The 18,249-nt window shown below is 39.3% G+C and carries 11 protein-coding genes; 8 read left to right on the top strand and 3 right to left on the bottom strand.

Annotated features, from left to right (window positions below; all coding sequences use genetic code 11):
- Positions 1-112 precede the first annotated feature (112 nt).
- The 4 genes from DR017_RS02725 to DR017_RS02710 all read left to right on the top strand — a co-directional run bounded on the left by DR017_RS02725 (position 113) and on the right by DR017_RS02710 (position 10,280).
- On the top strand, positions 113-3,268 hold the full coding sequence (locus tag DR017_RS02725) for a M12 family metallo-peptidase (protein ID WP_002680528.1): 3,156 nt from the start codon (positions 113-115) through the stop codon (positions 3,266-3,268).
- A gap of 150 nt (positions 3,269-3,418) precedes the next feature.
- Positions 3,419-8,350, top strand: a complete 4,932-nt coding sequence (locus tag DR017_RS02720) for a T9SS type B sorting domain-containing protein (protein ID WP_002680536.1) — start codon at positions 3,419-3,421, stop codon at positions 8,348-8,350.
- Between the two features lie 129 nt (positions 8,351-8,479).
- Positions 8,480-9,397, top strand: a complete 918-nt coding sequence (locus tag DR017_RS02715) for a hypothetical protein (protein ID WP_002680435.1) — start codon at positions 8,480-8,482, stop codon at positions 9,395-9,397.
- 16 nt (positions 9,398-9,413) lie between these two features.
- Positions 9,414-10,280: a bile acid:sodium symporter family protein gene (locus tag DR017_RS02710; RefSeq protein ID WP_002680419.1), complete on the top strand. Its 867-nt coding sequence runs from the start codon at positions 9,414-9,416 to the stop codon at positions 10,278-10,280.
- Between the two features lie 72 nt (positions 10,281-10,352).
- On the opposite strand, the gene DR017_RS02705 is transcribed toward DR017_RS02710, so the two are convergent.
- The 3 genes from DR017_RS02705 to DR017_RS02695 form a co-directional block, all read right to left on the bottom strand.
- Positions 10,353-11,273, bottom strand: a complete 921-nt coding sequence (locus DR017_RS02705; protein WP_002680523.1) for an aspartate carbamoyltransferase catalytic subunit — start codon at positions 11,271-11,273, stop codon at positions 10,353-10,355.
- Between the two features lie 49 nt (positions 11,274-11,322).
- Positions 11,323-11,463, bottom strand: coding sequence for a hypothetical protein (locus DR017_RS14080; RefSeq protein ID WP_157753330.1), 141 nt, complete (start codon positions 11,461-11,463; stop codon positions 11,323-11,325).
- Between the two features lie 103 nt (positions 11,464-11,566).
- Positions 11,567-12,046, bottom strand: a complete 480-nt coding sequence (locus tag DR017_RS02695) for a Dps family protein (protein WP_002680493.1) — start codon at positions 12,044-12,046, stop codon at positions 11,567-11,569.
- 319 nt (positions 12,047-12,365) lie between these two features.
- Here DR017_RS02695 and DR017_RS02690 point away from each other — a divergent pair, with 319 nt between their 5' ends.
- The 4 genes from DR017_RS02690 to odhB all read left to right on the top strand — a co-directional run bounded on the left by DR017_RS02690 (position 12,366) and on the right by odhB (position 18,164).
- Positions 12,366-15,140, top strand: coding sequence for a 2-oxoglutarate dehydrogenase E1 component (locus DR017_RS02690; protein WP_002680464.1), 2,775 nt, complete (start codon positions 12,366-12,368; stop codon positions 15,138-15,140).
- 223 nt (positions 15,141-15,363) lie between these two features.
- Entirely contained in the window at positions 15,364-15,879 is a 516-nt protein-coding gene (locus DR017_RS02685) for a hypothetical protein (RefSeq protein WP_002680512.1), read from the top strand.
- A gap of 65 nt (positions 15,880-15,944) precedes the next feature.
- Positions 15,945-16,901: a DUF4299 family protein gene (locus tag DR017_RS02680; RefSeq protein WP_002680517.1), complete on the top strand. Its 957-nt coding sequence runs from the start codon at positions 15,945-15,947 to the stop codon at positions 16,899-16,901.
- 24 nt (positions 16,902-16,925) lie between these two features.
- Positions 16,926-18,164: a 2-oxoglutarate dehydrogenase complex dihydrolipoyllysine-residue succinyltransferase gene (odhB, locus tag DR017_RS02675; RefSeq protein WP_002680494.1), complete on the top strand. Its 1,239-nt coding sequence runs from the start codon at positions 16,926-16,928 to the stop codon at positions 18,162-18,164.
- Positions 18,165-18,249: the final 85 nt, after the last annotated feature.

Here is an 18,249-nt window from a genome sequence, read left to right as displayed (position 1 = left end):
TTTCCAAGCCCCTCCGAGATACTCCAAGCCTCTTAAAACAATCACTTTTGCGGCTTGTCCCCTTTCGGGGGAACGGGGGCTATAACCCCTAAACACTAAACACTAACAACAAATGAAAATATCAAAACTCTTACTACTCTGCTTCTTACTAACAACAGTAACCAACGCACAACAAAAAGCTACTGAGATCATACGCCTTTTCGGTACAAATGCCTCAGTACAATGGAATGTTCCTATCAAAGGAAAATCTATATCGCTCAACTGGCAAGCACGTCCCAATAGCCTTGCCCAAGAAGGATTCCGCACTTTCGTTGCCTATCACAATGGCAATTTTGCAGGAACGCTCTCAATGAATAAAACTACCCTATCAGGTGAAGTATGGCACGATGGTCATTCTTATTTCATCAACACTGAAAATGGAATGATCAAAGTTACTACCGATAAAGAACACTTCACTTGTGGCACTTGCGCCGATGGACAATGCTCTCAAGCTACAACGCCCACTTCCCAAAGACTACCTATGCAACTCGCGCCTGCTAATGCGATGACTGCACGTGGCGCCATACTGCACGAAGAGGCACTTCCGTCTGACGATAAAAAAGTGCTTTACAATACCAATGTACTCAGAACCTATCGTTTGGCTATGCTCATCGATTATAGTTTCTACAAAAAATATTGTTATAGTGATATAAATAAGGTAAAAGAATTTATGACAAAAGTAGAGGCAGGGCTCAACGAAGTATGCGGTAGAGAGATTGGCTGTCAATTTACTTTGGTGAACGACCCTCGCCTTATCATCACTACTAAAGACAAAGAAATATACGATAACCCTGTGGTGAGAGAGGCATTGAATAGAGCGACTTCAGATTTTAATAACCTTATAGGCGAAGAGAATTACGATGCAGGTATTGTCTTTTCTATATACCGTGATAATCGTGGTTTGGCGCATTTGGGTGAAATTACAGGAAAACTAAAAGGAGGCTGTATTGCCAATCACGAGTTTTATATCATCCTTCACGAATTAGGACACTTATTAGGCTCCGCACACACCTTTACCATAGGAGGAGCAACCGCTTCTTCTCATACCGAACCCGATAGAGGGAACTCTATTATGAGTTATATCAACGACCCTTATGGCACATATTTCTCACTTCCTTCTATATACACCATCCGCAACCGTACCAATTTGCACGATGCTTATTATAGCGATAAAGCCCGTACACAGTTGGTAGGCTTGCCTCAGGACAATATTCCTTATGGTGAAGTTTCTACTAACCGTGCCCCTGTAATCCAACGTTCTACATTAAAAAAGGAATACAAACTACCCCCTAACACTTACTTTCAATTCAATATAGAAGCAACCGACCCCGATGGCGACGCCCTTCTCTATATGGCACACCAAGCCGATTTTAATCAGTTTGGCAAAGCGCGTTTCCCTTCTAATCGCCCTACCGAGAGCAATCATATAGAGTTTTATCAACCCTATAGAAAAAATAATAACACTAATGAATGGGAAAAAGTACCTTATAAGTTCACAGGAGAAAACGAAACAGGCGTTTTTACTTTTTGGTTAGGTGTATGCGATGGTAAAATAGGAGCTTACAAAGACGGAAAACCGCACGTAGCACTCTATGATGTCTATGAAACCAAAGTAAATATAGTAGGGGGAACGCCTTTCAAGATTACTTCTGTAAGCAAAAGTAGTGCAGGAAAATACAAACGCGGTAAAGAAGTTACCATTAACTGGACTGTCGATAAAAATGTTTTTGGCAACGATAGCAAAGTACGTATCCTCTTTTCAGACGATTATGGAAAAACCTACAAATATGTATTAGCCGATGGATTACCCAATAACGGAAAAGCTACTGTCATTTTCCCTACACAAGCTAAAGGGTTGAATGGTGGCAATCTCTATGTAGAAGGTATTTTCAAAATAGAAGTACTCAATCATATCGCTTATGCTGTAAGTAATGAAAAACCTTATTTATTAGATATGCACAGCCCTGATATTACCTTTAAAAATCTACCAGAGCCTGTGATAACTGTTAAAAAGAATGCTATTCCCGAAAAACCTAACGTTACCGCCGAATCTCATCATTGTCCTGCTAATAAAAAAGCTGAGGTAACTTTTTCAGAAGAAGACCATACTACCTATTTATTGCGTAAATGGGTAGCAAAAGATAAATGCGACTATTCTGCTACAGCACAACAATTTATCTATTACGAAAAAGAAGCGCCTACTAAAACCTTACGATTTGTAGCCCCTCTTCCTGAGGATAAACACGTACAATGCCGAGGCGATATCCCAGCCAAAGCTGAAGTAAAAGCAGAGGGAGCCGATAACATTCACATAGACTATGAAGAAGAGTTTAGAGAAGGCGACCGTAAGTCTTACAAACTCACACGTTCTTGGATAGCCTATGCTGATAATGCATTGCCTATTCGGCATACCCAACAAATTTTCCTTAAAGACACTCAAAAACCAGTGCTCTCGTCTTACCCTCCAAGTATGACCGTAAAGAGCGAAGCCGATGTACCTGTAAGACAAAACCTCACTGCAACCGATAATTGTGATGGAGCTTTGCAAGTAGTGTCTAGCCAAAGCAGTGAAGAAAAAGGTGGTAAAAAAATAATACGCTACGTGTGGTTCGTAGAAGATAGCGCTCATAACGAAAACCGTTATGAACAAGTAATCACTGTGGATCCTAATGCTCAAAATCCGCAACCACAACCACAACCACAGCCACAACCACAACCTCAACCTAACCCTCAACCACAGCCACAACCTCAACCACAGCCACAACCTCAACCTAACCCTCAACCACAGCCACAACCTCAACCACAGCCACAACCCCAACCCCAACCACAACCACAGCCACAACCTAACCCTCAACCACAGCCCAACCCTCAACCACAGCCCAACCCTCAACCCCAACCCAACCCTAACCCCGACCCGTCAGCCCCGTCCGACTCGTCCACGCCATCGCCTATTATATATAACGGTGTCTCAATCTCTAACCCCGAAAACTATTTCAAAATAGAAAATGCTGATGAAGATCGCCCTATCTCGGTGCTCATCTTCGATGAAATGGGACTCAAAGTATACGAGAATAGTAATTATGGCAAAAATGGCGAAGTGTTTAGAGGTTATCCCAATGTGCAGAATGTAAACAAGAGTAAAATTCTTGCAGGAACTTATTTTTATATAGTTACCTATTATAAAAATGGAGAGCAAAAAACCCAGAAAGGTTTCTTGTATGTCAGATAGATAAAATTAACATACCCTCTTTTTGTCTTTTACTTATAATCTAATAAAAAATGTTAAACTCTTGTTAAATAGGCTTTTTTGTGTGTAAGTATGGAAATAGTTGAGTAATTTTGCGCCCTAGTACAATAATTCTCAATATTTTCGCATAAAATGAATAATTTAGTAGCAAAGATAGCTTATAAAATTATTTTTGTAGCAACTTTTCTGTTGGCTATGAGCCATCTCAATGCCCAAAGTACACCCAAAGTGGGAATTACCCAATTAATTGGTTGTGGTACAGGGACTAATGCTAATAAGGCAGAGGTAGTCGTAAGTATAGACGAAAGTCTATCTGGTTACCAATATAATTTTGGAACAGGCTGGGTAAGTACCAATAAAACTTGGCTTTCTCAGGGGAATCATACTATTCAAGTAAAGAGAGGAACTGAGAATTATACTTTACCTATCACAGTACCTGCAAAAGCTACTGCGCCTACTTTTACGCCTTCTGTAGTTTATAACGGTGATAATACTACGGCAAATGTTACTTTAGGTAACAATCAGCCTACCTATCAGTATAGTTACACTTATGGAGGAAGCACGAAGTCTAATCCATATTTTGCGAATCTCACCTCAGGAACTCATAATGTTTCAGTAACTTATATTGCTCCTCCTACTACTAAATCGGTTGTTTTCTATGATGATTTTGGAAAGAAAACAGGAAACGTTAAATCCGTAAAAAGCCCCTATGTAAACCAAAATATTTATTTTGATCCAATGGATGGATCAAATCAAGTACGTCCAGCAGATGGAGCTACACGCCCTCAAACAGTATCAGATTCTTATTATGCAATAGGAAATAGAGCAGATATGATGGATGGCACGACTCCTTATAGTAATTTTTGGGTACTACCTAATGATAAGGATGGAGATGCTAATGGTAGATTTTTGTGGTATAATGTAGACCTTACCCAAACATCCCCCGGTGAAACAAAAACGGTTTATAAGCGCAAAGCAAAAGTAACTCCAGGTATGCCAGTAGAGTTTTCTACGTATGTATATAATCCTATCAATAATGCTGTACTTCCTAGTGGATATAAACCTGATGTATCTTTAAAGATTTTCCGATCAGAAGCTGATTTCAATTTAAATACTCCTATGTATTCTTCTGATAATACAGAATCTATAGAAAAAGAAAAGGGAGGAAATCTTAATAATTGGACACGTATGAGTGTAACTGTTAATGCAGGAGCTTCTGATACTGAACTTATTTTTGTTATATACATTAGCGGTGGAGGTAACGATTTATGTGTAGATAATATCTTGGTAACACAACCTTCAAAAACTTGCCCTATTACTCAAGTAGTTCCTATTACAGTAGGAGCAAATACAACCCCTATTACATTTACCTCTACTACAACTTATAATTGTACAGCTAAAAAAGCTGAAATTACAGTAAATCCTTCAGTTACTACAGGACATACTTATACCTACACTTTAGATGGGGGAACTCCTCAAAGTTCAAATGTATTCAACAATATAGCGTTGGGTACACAGCATACTATTACAATAACTTCTAAAAGAAACGATAACAAAATTCTATTCAAAGAAGATTTTGGATCAGGAGGAACTTACTTAATGCCAACTTCTGTAATTCCTACTCCTTTTGTAGGACGTTTGGGCGGAGAAGGCTACCCTTCAGATATTCCAGCAGAAGGAAATTACCAAATAGCTAATAAAAATAACTTAGTAAAGAGAAGCTCTTGGAATTGGGAAAATCCTTTAGATCATACTTCTAATGGTTCAGATTCTAATGGACGTTATCTTGCGTTTAATTATGGGAAAAACGCTAATAAAAACTTCTATTTACAAGATATACAAGTAACTGCTAACAAAAAAGTAACTATAGAATATTATGTCTATAATCTTAATAAACATAATTCGGGAGATAATTCTATATACTACCCCAATATACAAGTCTCTTTTGTCGATAAAACTTCAGGAAATGTTATAAATGGGGCTACTAAAGCTTCAGGAGGAGTTAGAGGGCACGATAACACTAAAGATTGGAAGCATTTTACTCATACTTTTACACCTGGAAATGCAACAAGCCTCCAAGTGCGTTTTACGAATCTTACAGATCAAACAAGTGGTAACGACTTTGCTATTGACGATATCTTAATTACCCAAGAACAAGATATCTATAACCATACACAAACCGTTACTATAAATCCTGTAGCTGAGGTTACCTCAGTTACAGCTACACCTCTTGTATTTAGACAAGGTACAAGTACTACTGTAACCTTTACAATTACAGGTACGCCTAATGCCGAAATTACCTATTCAATCACAGGAGGTGCTACACGAACAGCTACTCTTGATAGTACAGGAAAACATATTGTAACAACAATCACTACTCAAACTATCGAAATCAATGTAAGCAAAGTGAAATTAGGGGCTTGTGAGTATTCTTATACTGATAAAAAAGCTAAAGTAGTAACTTCTTTAACTGATTGTATCTCTAAACCTTTGTCGCAGTTTCCTAAAACACCAGTAAATGGTCAAACTGCTAAGAACTTGATGAATGGTGTTACAGTAACTCGTAGTTATTCAGGAACTCCTAAAGTTTATTCAGGAGATACAGATACCTATTGTAGTGGCTCTACCTATGATGATTATACTATTATTCTTCCTACTACAGGTTATAGTCGTGATGTGATTTATACCTTTAGCCAACCTGTTACTAGTGCAGAGGTATGGCTAATGGTAATGGGTAGTCCTAAAACAGTAAATGATAAAGTAAGACTTACTACAAATAATCCAGCTTCTACTTTCTCTATAGTGTATGACTGTGCAAAAGGGAAAGGAAAAGCAGCAGCTACCTTAAATAATGGAGTAGTTACCTCACAACCTAATATCGTAACAGATGTGGCAGTGCGTGTAACCTCCAATAGTCCTTTTACTCAATTAATAGTAGAAGATATCAATGGTACTAACTCTTCAGGAGTATTAGTAGAACTCTGCCCTACCTCTATCACTCCTGCTGAGACTATTAGTATCACTACACAACCACAAAGCCAAACTATTTGTGCTGATAAGATGGCTACTTTCACTTCTAAAGCTCAATTGAAAGATGCTACAGGTAATATTCAGTACAAATGGCAACAAAGTAGTAATGGAGCAATTTGGACAGATATTCCTGCTTCTACGGGGGCTATCACAAGTGGAGGAACTGCCTCTTTAACAATAGCTGGAACTACTAACTATAAATATAGAGTAGTGTATAGTTATCAGTTTGCACCAGGCATCGTGGTTACAGCTACTTCTCAAGAAGCAACGCTTACCAAATTGCCTTCTGTAGCCTTACCTACACTTATTACCGGTAGCAAAACTCTTTGTCCAACAACAACTAACAATAAAGTATCGTTTGCAAACTATGTAACTGCCCCTACAGGTACTACTTTGCTTTGGTACACTGCCCCTACAGCTACTGTTTCAAGCACTACAGCCCCTTTTATCAATACTCACGTAACCACTCGCACTACTCAAACGGCTTATGTGCGTGCTCTTAGCACTACTGGTTGTACTAGCGGTATTGTAACTGTTACCTTAACTGTGGATGATACTACCGCTCCTACTTTCAATGCTCCTGCAGCACTGAATATAGTGTGCAACTCAACTACGGCTACTACAGCTATCAACAATTGGCTCGGTACGGCTACCGCTACTGATGCTTGCGGTTCTATAGCGACTATTACAAATAACTATACAGCTCCCGCCAACTTGTGTAATGTAGCTGGCGGACTCATTACAGTTACTTTCGTAGCCAAAGACACTTTTGGCAATACACAAACTCGTACTTCAACTATTCACTTAGGAGTAACTCCTTTAGTAGTAAAAGACGATAGCTTTACAGTACCAGATGGTTTAAGAACTCAAACTACAATCAGTATACTTGATAACGACCGACTCAATGGTGCTAAACCAACAGCAGGAGTAGGAGGTACGGTAACGATTACCAATGTAACGGGAGCAACTCCAGTCAGATCAGGAACTAATGTACCGACTTTGAATCCTAACGATGGTAAAGTAACTATCCCAGCTAATACCCCAGCAGGTATTTATACGATTACTTATAAAGAGTGTGAAACACTTAATCCAAGCAGTAACTGTAGAACAGCAACAGCAGAGATTAAGGTAGGCACACCGACTATTACGGTAACCCCAGAAACCTTAACAGTAACGCCAAGTACAGCAACTCAAACAATACCAAATATCTTAAACAATGATAAGATAGGCGGAATTGTAACGCCAACAGTAGGCGTGGGAGGAAATGTAACATTAACGGTTACCAATCCAAACACACCAGGTAACAAGCCAACGCTTGATCCAAATACCGGCGAGGTAACCATCCCAGGTAATACCCCAGCAGGTACTTATACGATTACTTACAGCTATTGTGAGGTGTTGAACCCAACCAACTGTACAGGTACACAAACCTTGGTAGTAACAGTAGTAGGAACAGTTACTCCTACCGCATTGCCAATAGCAGTAGACGATAGAGCTTCTACAGCTATGAATACGCCTATAAATATTGCCGTGTTAGCGAACGATACCCTCAACGGAGCAACTACTCCTAATGTAGTAACTTCTCCAGCGAATGGTACAGTAGTTGTAAATGCTGATAATACGGTAGAATACAGACCTCACACAGGCTTTGCAGGAACTGATACCTTTGTATACGAAATCTGTAACTCCGCAGGATGTAGCTCTGCTACTGTAACGGTAGATATAGTCAATAAAATCGTACCTTACAACGGTATGTCTGTAGATGGTGATGGTAAAAACGACTACTTCCATATTGGTGGTATAGAAAACTATCCAAACAATGTGGTACGTATCTACAACCGTTGGGGTGTAAAAGTATTTGAAGTGAGTGGTTATGACAACGTAACCCGTGTGTTTAAAGGAATTTCCGACGGTCGTGTAACAGTGGAAGCTCCTAATAAACTTCCTCAAGGTACTTATTATTACGTAATCGAATACTACGATCAGAATAATAATAAACAATCTGAAGTAGGCTGGTTATATCTCAAAAAATAATTAAATGAGTTCATAGATAAAAAGGACTGTCCAGAGTATTTCTGGCAGTCCTTTTGTTATTTTGCTAATTGACAAATTGGCTAATTGAAAAATTATTGCTACCTTTGTCGCCATTAAAAATATTTAAAAATGAAAAAAACAGTATTATTAGCAGTAATGACCCTTAGTTTGTTCTCTTGTAAAAAAGATGACAACAATGAAACTACTTATGGCGGTGCTTTCCCTAAAACAATTGTAAAAGAAGAAGTAAGCAATATAGGTATGGTTAAAACCACTGAGAGCTATACTCTTGATAGTGGTAATAAAATCACCTCTTTTACCAAAAAAATAGTTGATAACGGCACTCCTACTACCGATGAAGCTTACACTATCAACTACAATGGTAATCTAATTACCTCTATAGCTGTTAATAGTAACTCTCAAAGCAATAAAAATCATACTTATACCTTCGATTATAACGGAGGTGTGTTGCAATCAATCACTCGTAATGATAATGTTCTAAAAATAAACTATCAGTATGTAGAAGGGAAAGTGAGCACCAAAACGATAACATATAATTCTAAGAAAACGAATTATGCTTATACTTATAGTGCCAACACAATAAAAATGATTTCACAAGAAATAGGAAAAGCTGAAAATGACCGCTTTACCTATACACTTAATGCTGATGGTACTATTGCCTCTTTCAAAAAAATAACTTATATTGGTAATGTTCCCGATGCCACAACTGAAGGTACTTGTTCTTATCAATACGACAACAAACCTAATATCTTTCAGCGTGATGTATTTAAGTATTTAGCTGAAATAGAAATAGCAACAAACAACAACTACTATGGCGATTATTACAGAGACCCTCTTTTGAGAACAGTCGCTCACAATGTTGTTGCTTATACAAATAATTTGTACAACAACACTCACGCAGATTATCAAGATTTAGAAAACGCCACTCGCTCTTTCCATTATCAATGGAATAGTGACAACACCCCTAAGTCAATGGAGTATAAGAAAAACAATAACCATAAAGCCAAATATACTTACACTTATTAGAAAAATTTAATTACCGATGTTTATAGATTATCTTCTTTCGGCAGTATTGATGCTTATCACTTTTGCGATAGGCAGTTCCCTCCGCTTTGCCGATTTCGAGAATATATTCAAAAAATCAAAGCCCCTATACTTGGGGCTTTTCTTGCAGATGGTCTTCCTGCCTATCTGCGCTTTTATTATTGCTGAATTAGCTAATCTTACTCCAGCCGAAAAAGTAGGACTTATCATTGTCTCAATATGTCCTGGCGGAACTACTTCTAATTTCATTAGTTATCTCATCAAAGCAGATACCGCTTTGGCAGTAGCCCTCACCGCTATCAATAGTCTGCTCATTCTACTCACCATTCCGTTGCTTTCTAATTGGGCAGTAGCAGCCTTTATGGGCAGTCATACTGAGGTTTCCTTGCCTATCCTTAATATGGTATGGGAAGTAGCTAAAATCATTATCATTCCAGCATTGTTGGGTTTATTCTTCAACCGATTTTTCCCTAATATATCTCTTAAAATTCGTTTTCCTTTAAAGGTTATCAATACGATATTATTAGGAATTGTGTTTTTTATTAAATTCTTTGGAGATAAACAATCAGGAGGTAGTGGTATCTTGGTAGACGAAATAATTCGTCTTTTGCCTGCTACACTACTAATGCATCTCAGCGCAATGATACTCAGTTATTTTATTGCTTTAAAAAACTTTAAACTTTCAGGCGTACAAGCAACAACTATCAGTATAGAAGTAGGTTTGCAAAATACCGCTTTAGCCATATTGGTAGCAGGTACTCTCATCGGCAATACCGATATGACCAAACCTGCCCTTGTCTATGCAATTTTTTCTTTCTTTACAACTTTTGCTTTTGCCCTTATCACCATCAGACTAAAAAGATAACAACAACTGATAAATAAAAAAGTGCGATGTTTATCATTCAAAAACATCGCGCTTTCTCTTATCTGTTACCTGTTACTTGTTAGCTAATAAATAAATTACCGCCATTCGTATAGCAACCCCATTTTCTACTTGTTGTAAGATAATCGATTGCTCACTATCAGCTACTTCGCTAGTGATTTCTACCCCTCGATTGATAGGACCTGGGTGCATAATCACAATTTCTTTGTCTAAACTATCTAATATTTCTTTAGTAAGTCCATATTGTTGTACATATTCACGTGTAGAAGGGAAATAACTAATGTCTAAACGCTCGTTTTGGATGCGTAACATATTAGCTACATCACACCAATTTAGTGCTTTGCGCAAGTTAGTTTCTACTTTCACATCTAACTCGTGTATATATTTAGGAATAAGTGTTTGAGGACCGCATACCATCACTTCAGCACCTTGTTTATGGAGCGCAAAAATATTGGAGAGTGCCACGCGTGAGTGCAATATATCGCCTACAATCACTACTTTCTTACCAGCAACCTCGCCCAAACGTTCTCGTATAGAGTATGAATCTAAAAGTGCCTGAGTAGGGTGTTCGTGAGCTCCATCACCAGCATTTACAATCGATGCTTTTACGTGTTGTGATAGAAATACTCCCGCACCAGGGTTAGGGTGGCGCATTACTATCATATCCACTTTCATTGATAAGATATTGTTTACAGTATCTACTAAGGTTTCTCCTTTGGTTACTGAAGATTGTGAAGCCGAAAAATTAATCACATCAGCAGAGAGGCGTTTTTCTGCCAATTCAAATGATAGGCGGGTGCGTGTACTATTCTCGAAGAAAAGATTAGCAATAGTAATGTCGCGCAGTGAAGGCACTTTTTTAATAGGACGGTTGATGACCTCCTTAAAGTGGTCAGCAGTCTCAAAAATTAACTGTATATCCTTTTCAGTGATATACTTGATACCCAATAGGTGATTCACACTCAATGCACTCATTTTATATTCTTTTTTAAGTGGTTGTGCAAAAGTAATAATAATTTCTCAATTAACAACAATTTTTTACTCCCATCATTCCCACCGCTCCCATCATTCCCACCGCTCCCATCATTCCCACCGCTCCCATCATTCCCACCGCTCCCATCATTCTCACCACTCCCACCGCTCCCACCATTCCCACCGTTCCCACCACCTCCTATCATTGCCCGTGCGGCTCGCACCTCCCTCCAAAACAAAAAGTGCGATGTTCAATATGAAACACCGCACTTTGTCAATTGTCAATAATCAATTGATTATACCACTTCATTAAGGTAAGCTTTGAGCATCCAAATTGTTTTTTCTTGTCCAGAGATAAAGTCGCTCATTAGTGAGTTGGTACCTTCATCGCCTATTTCGTCAGAAAAGTTCAACAATTCTCTTTCCAAAGGCAATAGCGCACTAAGAGTATCGATTACCAAACGCACAGTTTTATCATCGTCAAAAATATTTTCACCTACAGGTACAGAAGTGTGTTTCACATAGCTTTCGAGAGTGTGGAAAGGTACGCCACCGAGGGTGAGAATACGTTCAGCAATTTCGTCTACTTGTTCTTGAGCGGTAGTGTAAAGCTCTTCAAATTTCACGTGAAGTTCAAAGAAACGTTTCCCTTTGATGTTCCAGTGTACACCGCGCAAGTTTTGGTAATACGTTTGATAGTTGGCAAGCAATACATTTAGCAAGCCGATTTCTTTTTCTACTTTGGCTTTATCAAGCCCTAAGGTATTTAATTTCATAATGTTGTTATTTTTTTAATTCTACGCTGCAAAATTACAATAGTTTTATCAAATAACATAATTAAATTCAATAGATTTTTCTAATAACAGTATTACCTCCTTTGAGACACTCCAAGATTATCTGAGTTTTTCTCGCTGATGCAAACTCCCCGCTGGCGCGAGCTTATAACTCGTGTTTTTATTTCGTTTCTCAATATGATTGAAAATCAGCCATTTATAAAAATATTGTTTTTTTTAATATAAATCCCCTTGTTAATTCAAAACAAAATACTACCTTTGCCTATTATTAACGAAAGACAAACGAAACAATTGCTATTTTATGGATAAGTATTCTTTCTTGAATGCCGCAAGTACGGCTTTTTTCGGCGATTTATACGATAAGTATTTAGAAAACCCCGATGCGGTAGAACCCAGTTGGCGCGCTTTCTTCCAAGGTTTTGATTTTGCCCAAGAGCAATATGGCACTTCCGTTGAAGAAGCCGTACCAGTAATGGCACAACAAGTAGCGAGCGGCGAGAACCCTGCCCTTCTCGATAAGGTCAAAAAAGAGTTTGCTGTGCTCAACCTCATCAATGGTTATCGCACTAACGGACACTTATTCGCACAAATCAACCCTCTACGCCCTCGCGAGCCTTATACCCCTACTTTGGCTATCGAAAACTACGGACTAACAGCAGCCGATTTGAATACTACTTTCGATGCTGCTCGCGAAATAGGCTTAGCCCCTTCAACTCTTAATACTATTGTAGAAAAACTCCAAGCTACCTATTGTAAATCTATAGGGGTAGAGTTTCAACACATTCGCAATACCGAAGAGCGTGAGTGGTTCATTAAACGACTACAACAAAACCATAATACTACTCAGTTTTCCAAAGAAGAAAAACTTCAAATTCTTCAAAAACTCAACGAAGCTGCTTCTTTTGAGAACTTCCTTCATACTAAATATGTAGGTCAAAAACGATTTTCATTAGAAGGTAATGATAGCCTTGTAGCGGGTCTCGATTTTATGGTCGAAGCAGCTGCCGAACAAGGTGTAAAACACGTGGTGCTCGGTATGGCTCACCGCGGTCGACTAAATGTATTAGCTAATATATTCCACAAAAATCCACAAGATATATTCTCTGAGTTCGACGGTAAAGATTACGAAATGGACGATTGGTTCGATGGTGATGTGAAATACCACTTGGGTATTACTATCAATCGCACTACTCGCACTGGAAAAACAGTAGATATGAACTTAGTGCCTAACCCCTCACACCTCGAAGCTGTTAATGCTCTCGTAGGAGGAATTACACGCGCTAAACAAGATCGTTACTGTCAAGGAAATATACGTCAAGCCTTGCCAATACTCATTCACGGTGATGCTGCTGTTGCAGGGCAAGGTATAGTATACGAAACGGTACAGATGTGCGGCTTGCGTGGCTTTACCAATGGAGGTACTGTTCATATCGTAGTGAACAACCAAGTTGGATTTACTGCTAATTTTTCCGACTCGCGTTCTTCTCTCTACTGCACCGATATTGCAAAAATGAACGAATCTCCTGTACTTCACATCAATGCCGATGATGCCGAAGCTGTTGTACACGCTTTCATTTTAGCTACCGATTACCGTCAAACCTTTGGCAAAGATGTGTATATCAATCTTTTTGGCTATCGTAAATACGGTCATAACGAGGGTGACGAACCGCGTTTCTCTCAGCCAATAATGTATAAAACCATCAGTAAACACGACAATCCTTTCCATATCTATGCACAAAAACTAATAGGGGAGGGGATTACCCAACAAACGTATGTTACCGAAATAGAAAATGCTTACAAAGCATATCTCGATACTTGTCTTGAAGCTTCACGGAAAGAACCACTTACGATATTAAAACCTTTTATGCAAACCGAATGGCAGGGCTTTGAAATTGCCTCACCTCAGGAAATGCTACAAAAGGTAGATACTTCTATCCCTAAAGAAAAACTTGACGAAATAGCTGCCGTACTTACCGAATTGCCTGCCGATAAACCTTTTATTAATAAAGTGAAAAAGATTATCGCCGATCGTAAAGAGGCGTATGCTAATAACCATATCGATTGGGGAATGGCTGAACTATTAGCTTATGGTTCGCTCCTCACCGAAGGTTTTGATGTGCGCATCACTGGGGAAGACGTACAACGCGGTACTTTCTCACATCGCCACGCTGTGATTAAAACTGAAGATACTGAAGAAGAAGTATGTTTCTTGCAAGACCTTAAAGCTAAACAGCTGGCAACTGGTACTTTCCATATCTATAATTCATTGTTGTCTGAATATGGAGTCTTGGGGTATGAGTATGGCTATGCAATGGCAAGCCCACGAACACTCACAATTTGGGAAGCACAGTTTGGCGACTTCTCCAATGGCGCTCAAATAATGCTTGATCAGTATGTTTGTTGTGGCGAAGGCAAATGGAAAACTCAGGACGGTATAGTGATATTACTCCCTCACGGTTATGAAGGACAAGGAGCTGAACACTCCTCAGCACGTATAGAACGCTATTTGCAACTCTGTGCTGAAAACAATATGTATGTAACCAATTGTACTACCCCGGCTAACTTCTTCCACCTCTTGCGCCGCCAAATGAAAACAAATTTCCGCAAGCCATTAGTAGTATTCACTCCTAAGAGTTTGTTGCGTCACCCACAAGTAATTTCAACGGTAGACGATTTAGCAGCAGGTCATTTCCAAGAAGTGCTCGACGACCCTATCGCTAATGCTGAAAAGGTAAAACGAGTAGTATTCTGTTCAGGTCGTTATTACTACGACCTCTATGCCGAGCATGAAAAGTTAGGTAGAGACGATATAGCCTTGGTACGTATTGAGCAGTTGTTCCCATTGCCTGTAGAGCAACTCAAAGCAGTAATTGCCAAATATGCTCACGCCACCGATTTTGTTTGGGCGCAGGAAGAACCAAAAAATATGGGCGCTTATGGCTATATGCTAATGAATTTTGATTTGGTAAAATGGCGTTATGTAGGTACCCCTGCTTATGCAGCCCCTGCCTCTGGTAGCCATACTCGTGACCGCAAACGTCACAGCCAAGCCATAGCTGAAGTATTTATCCCGTAGGGGTGAATGGCAATTCGCCTGTCCCATCGCTACAACTTTTGTCAAAGTTTTCAATTGCTCGTCGTCCTACGACCTTTGCCAAAGTTTTTAATTGCTCGTCGTCCTACGACCTTTGCTAAAGTTGATTACTTTGATAATCAATCATTTTTAGAGTATGTTGTGTAAGGGCGTTTTGTAAACGCCCTCACAAATAGATTTTTTTGAACACCTCAAAATTGTTAATATGAAAACAATTATTACATTCTTGTGTTTATTTATCATCGGAACTGTATCAGCACAGCGAAAGCCTATTGCTGCTTTGGTTGTATTAGATAGCATTCCTCTTGTAGAGCCCCAACTAAGAGAGCTTGCCTTAAATGTTTTAGACCCTGAAAAAATTAAAAGTATAAAGGTATTTACAGGTGCAGAAGCTACTGATAAATATGGTGATTTAGCCAAAGAAGGAGTGATTGTAATTACTCTTAAGCCTTCAAAGAAGAAGGCTTTTGATAAGAAATCTGAAAAAATCTATCATCCACTCTATATATTAGATAGTGTCCCCCTTTTTGATGCTAAATTAAAAAAGGTGATTTTGGAAAATATAGATAGACATAGAGTTAAAAAGATAGAAAAACTTGAAACAAAAGCCGCAGCTAAATATGGTGACGCAGCTAAGAATGGAGTAATCAATATTGAACTCAAGCCGCAAAAAGCTAAAAAACAAAACCTTAAAGACAAAGAAACTATTTTTCTTAGATGATATATCTCTTAAATTAGCACCTAACCCCTAACACCTGACACCTGATACCTAACACCTAGCAAAAGATGAGTCGAACTTTTTACATTAAAAACACCCAAGCACCTGAGGAAATGTCCCCTCAGCAATTGCTTAACCTCCAACGTGAGGGATTTATGCAGTACAATATTGATGAAGATGACGAACATTACGCTCAGGTGATGCATAGCCCTATCAGTGAATGGGGGTGTATGATAATGGGACAAAAAGGTATTAGCGGTCGCGGTTTTGAAGTCTCTTACGACCCCGAAACCCAAGACTATGGTGTGCGTGTGTTCACCCCTAGCACCGAAAATGATTGGTTAGGAGCTATAGAATTCATTGGCAAAGTAGCTACAGCTTTGGCTACTAATGTAGTTGATGAAGAGGGTGAGACCTATGAACCCAATGCTATTACGTACGATTATAGGCACGATATTAGCTTTGGTGTCAGATGCTATGACGATAAAGAAGAAGGTGCTTATATTTTCAGTGTTTATCGCCCTATATGTTTATCTAAGCAAATGATCAACGAACTATTAGAAGCCGAAGATAAAGTAAAAGCATTTAGTCAGCTCGTAGAAAAACAACTATATGAACACCCCGATGTATATATTGCACGCCAACAGTTTTTTAGTAACGACAAAGAGGAAGTGATGGGAGTTTATGCCCTTACACAAGGAGTACCTACTGTCTTGCCTTATAAATATCCACCTTTTGTAGATTTTACGCAAGTAAACCTCGGTCAAGACGACGTAAAGCTATGGCGTATCAGTTTAGTTGTCATTAATGGTGATGAAAACGACCCTAATGCTTATGAAGTACTTGATGGCCTTGATTACAAAACCTTTTTGGAGCGTTTGCCTCAAAACAAAATCAAAAAACTCGATGGTCACTATATGCTTATAACACTCAACCGACAAGAACTCGAAGCCCTCTTGCAAAATGATAAACAAGAACGAAAGGGCTTATTAGCAAAATTGAAAAAATTTTTAACGACGAAATAACTAACACCTAACACCTAAAAAACTATGCTAGAAATGAAAGTCCCCTCACCTGGGGAATCTATCACCGAAGTAGAAATAGCCCGTTGGCTTGTGAAAACGGGGGATTACGTAACTAAAGACCAAGCGGTTGCCGAAGTAGATTCCGATAAGGCAACCCTCGAACTTCCTGCTGAAGCTAGCGGAATTATTACATTGCAAGCTGAAGAAGGTGAAGCTGTAAAAGTAGGACAAGTGGTATGCTTGATCGATACCGAAGCAAAAGCACCAACAGCTGCTTCATCAGCAGCCCCTTCAACATCACAACCTGTGAAACAAGAGGTTCCTGCAGCTCCAGCAGCTTCCGCCCCTTCTCCCGTGCAAGTCACTTCCCCAGCGCAACCTACTCCCCCCGTGCGGGTCGCACCTGCAGCTCGTAAAATATTAGCCGAACGCGAAATCCCTGCATCAACAGTAGTAGGTACAGGTAAAGACGGTCGTATAACTAAAAATGATGCGCTCAAAGCATCTAAACCATCAATGGGTACACCTACTGGTGGCGTGCGCAGTGAAACCCGCGCTAAGATGAGTATGTTGCGCCGAAAAGTAGCCGAACGTTTGGTGAGTGCTAAAAACGAAACCGCTATGCTCACTACTTTCAACGAGGTTGATATGACAGCTATCTACCAGTTGCGCAATGAATATAAGGATGCTTTCAAAGAACGTCATAATGTCGGGCTCGGCTTTATGTCATTCTTCACTTTGGCAGTAGTACGCGCCCTTAAACTCTTCCCCGATGTCAATTCTATGATTGATGGTCAAGACAAAGTTACTTACGACTTCTGCGATATTTCTGTAGCAGTATCAGGACCTAAAGGTTTGATGGTACCCGTAATTCGCAATGCCGAAAACCTCTCTTTCAGAGGTGTAGAAGCAGAAGTAAAACGTTTGGCAACCCGTGCTCGTGACGGACAAATTACGGTAGACGAAATGACCGGAGGTACCTTTACCATTACCAATGGTGGTGTATTTGGTTCTATGCTTTCTACTCCTATTATCAATCCTCCACAATCGGGTATCTTGGGTATGCACAACATCGTCGATCGCCCTATCGTGCGCAATGGTCAAATAGTAATCGCCCCTGTGATGTACGTCGCCCTTTCTTACGACCACCGCATCATCGACGGACGTGAATCAGTAGGATTTTTAGTAGCAGTAAAAGAAGCTCTCGAAAATCCTGTAGAAATTCTAATGAACGGCAATCCTAAACAAGCCCTTGAGCTCTAATCTAAAGAATTAATAACTAAAGCTCTAATAGGTAAATTAATAGCCAAGAGGTAAGAGATAAAAAGTTTTTTGTCTCTTACCTCTT

It is taken from the genome of Capnocytophaga sputigena, assembly GCF_900446695.1.
Taxonomy (GTDB): domain Bacteria; phylum Bacteroidota; class Bacteroidia; order Flavobacteriales; family Flavobacteriaceae; genus Capnocytophaga; species Capnocytophaga sputigena.
Note: the sequence above shows the minus strand (reverse complement) of the source record. Positions and strands in the feature narration are given on the sequence as shown.

What these genes read in the sequence shown, in the direction of transcription:
- DR017_RS02725 (WP_002680528.1), top strand. Translation starts at nt 113, where the DNA reads ATGAAAATATCAAAACTCTTACTACTCTGCTTCTTACTAACAACAGTA.
- DR017_RS02720 (WP_002680536.1), top strand. Translation starts at nt 3,419, where the DNA reads ATGAATAATTTAGTAGCAAAGATAGCTTATAAAATTATTTTTGTAGCA.
- DR017_RS02715 (WP_002680435.1), top strand. Translation starts at nt 8,480, where the DNA reads ATGAAAAAAACAGTATTATTAGCAGTAATGACCCTTAGTTTGTTCTCT.
- DR017_RS02710 (WP_002680419.1), top strand. Translation starts at nt 9,414, where the DNA reads ATGTTTATAGATTATCTTCTTTCGGCAGTATTGATGCTTATCACTTTT.
- DR017_RS02705 (WP_002680523.1), bottom strand. Translation starts at nt 11,273, where the DNA reads ATGAGTGCATTGAGTGTGAATCACCTATTGGGTATCAAGTATATCACT.
- DR017_RS02695 (WP_002680493.1), bottom strand. Translation starts at nt 12,046, where the DNA reads ATGAAATTAAATACCTTAGGGCTTGATAAAGCCAAAGTAGAAAAAGAA.
- DR017_RS02690 (WP_002680464.1), top strand. Translation starts at nt 12,366, where the DNA reads ATGGATAAGTATTCTTTCTTGAATGCCGCAAGTACGGCTTTTTTCGGC.
- DR017_RS02685 (WP_002680512.1), top strand. Translation starts at nt 15,364, where the DNA reads ATGAAAACAATTATTACATTCTTGTGTTTATTTATCATCGGAACTGTA.
- DR017_RS02680 (WP_002680517.1), top strand. Translation starts at nt 15,945, where the DNA reads ATGAGTCGAACTTTTTACATTAAAAACACCCAAGCACCTGAGGAAATG.
- odhB (WP_002680494.1), top strand. Translation starts at nt 16,926, where the DNA reads ATGCTAGAAATGAAAGTCCCCTCACCTGGGGAATCTATCACCGAAGTA.